2 protein-coding genes are annotated in these 2,591 nt (G+C 41.6%); both read left to right on the top strand.

Annotation, left to right across the window (positions count from 1 at the left end):
• On the top strand, positions 1 to 1,682 hold a 1,682-nt coding region (locus WKT20_RS17870), incomplete at its 5' end, for a glycoside hydrolase family 97 protein (protein ID WP_340417847.1).
• Between the two features lie 484 nt (positions 1,683 to 2,166).
• Positions 2,167 to 2,591: carboxypeptidase-like regulatory domain-containing protein (locus WKT20_RS17865; RefSeq protein ID WP_340417846.1), on the top strand; the 425-nt coding region annotated here is incomplete at its 3' end.

Genomic DNA, 2,591 nt, shown 5'->3' with positions numbered 1-2,591 from the left:
TTCAACTTCAGCGTACATCTGGAGACGAATTTAATTATGTGTCTTCTTCCGCCGTGACTCCTGTACGTGAGGATTATACCATGATAACGGGTAAACGCCGTCATTGCACGAACGAGGGAAACCAGCAGATATTTCATTTCAAGAGCGCTCAGAACGTATCGCTGGATTTGGAACTTCGGGTATATGATGACGGTATAGCTTTTCGTTATGTATTTCCCCGCCTGACTAAAGAAATGTGTGTGACTGATGAAACTACAGCTTTTGCTTTTCAGAAAGGAATTACCCGATGGACACAGAAGTTGAATCAGGCCTATGAAGACTTCTATTTGAAAAATAAAGGTCGTGTGCAAGGATATACTGCAGGACAATGGGGATTCCCGGCATTGTTTGAAGTGGCAGATTCTGTTTTTACCCTTATCTCAGAAGCGAATGTTGCGAAAGGTAACTGTGGTTCCTGGCTGAACAATGCTGCCAATGAGTCGACCTATAAAATAGAGATGGCAGAACCGACCAAAGCTTCCGGTAGATGGTGTTCGCCTTGGCGCGTGGCCATTATCGGTTCTCTGGCCGATGTGGTAGAGTCCACTTTAGTGACAGACGTCAGTGAGCCTTGTCGGCTGAGCGATGTTTCCTGGATTAAGCCAGGAGTCGTTTTCTGGATTTACTGGGCTTATAATCACGGTTCAAGAGATTATCAGCTGATAAAGAAGTATATTGATTTTGCGGCAGATTTTCATCTTCCTTACATGTTGATTGATGCGGAATGGGATGAAATGGGGAACGGTGGCAATGTGGAAGATGCCTTGGCTTATGCAAAACAGAAGAAAGTTGCTCCTTTGTTGTGGTATAACTCCTCTACCGCGTGGTGTGCGTTTGGTCCTTTGTATCGTCTGAACAAACCGGAGACACGTCAGAAAGAATTTGCCTGGCTTGAGTCCATGGGTGTGAAAGGAATAAAAGTAGATTTCTTCAGCCAGGACAGTATATCTACGATGAATTATTTTGTGGACATTCTGGAGGATGCGGCTAAATATCATTTGATGGTAAACTTTCATGGAGCTCCTATTCCGCGAGGCTGGCAGCGCACTTATCCTCACATGATGTCAGTAGAAGGAGTATATGGAGCTGAATGGTATAATAATAAGGAGACATTGACCGACAGTGCGGCATGGCATAACTGTACATTGCCTTTTACGCGTAATGTAGTGGGCCCGATGGACTATACTCCTTGTACTTTTACAGACTCTCAGCATCCGCATATCACTTCGAACGGGCATGAACTGGCTCTGCTGGTTGCATTTGAATCTGCTTTGCAGCATTTGGCCGACCGTCCCGAAGGATACCATGCCCAACCAGCTGAAGTACGCTCATTTATCTCTTCACTTCCCACCGTTTGGGACGATACGAAATTGCTGAGCGGTTATCCTTCCAGCTATGTGGTGCTTGCCCGGAAGAGTGGTGATTGCTGGTATATTGCCGGCCTGAACGGAACAAACGAGAAGAAATCGCTTGCTGTAGATTTGAGCTTTATTCAGGGACCTGTCAAAGAAATCACTCTGTATGCCGATGGAAAAGAACGTAATCAGTTTGATATACAGATGCTTTCTGGTTTGAAGAAATCTGTACATGAGGTGGACTGTCTGCCGCGTGGAGGATTTGTGATGAAGGTTAGCCTTGATTGAGTTATAGTTAGGCTATTTATATTTACGTGGAGAATGCCTGATGCTTTTAGAATGAGCGTCAGGCATTTTTTGTGTGTTTTTCAGAGGTGATTGCAGTGACGGTATAAAAGATAGGGAATTATTGATCATTTTGAGGAATGCTTTTGTATAAAAACTGAAATTAAACAGTCAATTCTCTGTTTCACACTGTGGAATATAAAAACCACAGTGTGGGATATATATTTCACAGTGTGAAATACAAATCTCGCACTGTGAAACAGAGAATATGTAAAGTCAAAACAGAGAATTTGTAGAGTAGTTTGGAAGATATAGTAGTAGCTAAAACATGTTTGTCGATAAATTGCAAGAAATATCGATTTTGTTAATCTTTTATCGTTTTAAGTTTGAATAATGTCGATTTTGTATTATTGAAAGATACTTTAATCCTATATTCGGGTTGTATGAATAATTAACTTTGCATTGTATAATTTAAATCTAAATAAAGATGAAACACAATTCTATTAGGCAAATGTGGCAAGCCTTGAGAGTATTTATGTTACTCTTTGCTTGTTGTGTGAGTTCCATTGCATGGGGACAAGGAACAAACAGTGTGAAAGGTCACATTACAGACGGAAACGGAGAACCCTTGATTGGGGTAAGTATTCTGGTAAAGCATACAAACAATGGAACTGTAAGTGATTTAGATGGTAATTTTACTCTGTCAGTTAATCCAGGAGACATTTTGCGTGTGACGTATGTAGGGTATGCTTCACAGGAGATTCCTGCAGTTTCGGGCAAAATAATGCGAATTGTTCTTAAAGAAGATACCGAATTGTTGGATGAGGTTGTAGTAGTAGGTTATGGCACTCAGAAGAAAGTGAATTTGACGGGTGCTGTTTCTGCAGTTACCAGTGAGGATCTGATGAACAA

The organism is Phocaeicola sp. ICN-14070, assembly GCF_037892625.1.
Classification (GTDB): Bacteria; Bacteroidota; Bacteroidia; order Bacteroidales; family Bacteroidaceae; genus Phocaeicola; species Phocaeicola plebeius.
Note: the sequence above shows the minus strand (reverse complement) of the source record. Positions and strands in the feature narration are given on the sequence as shown.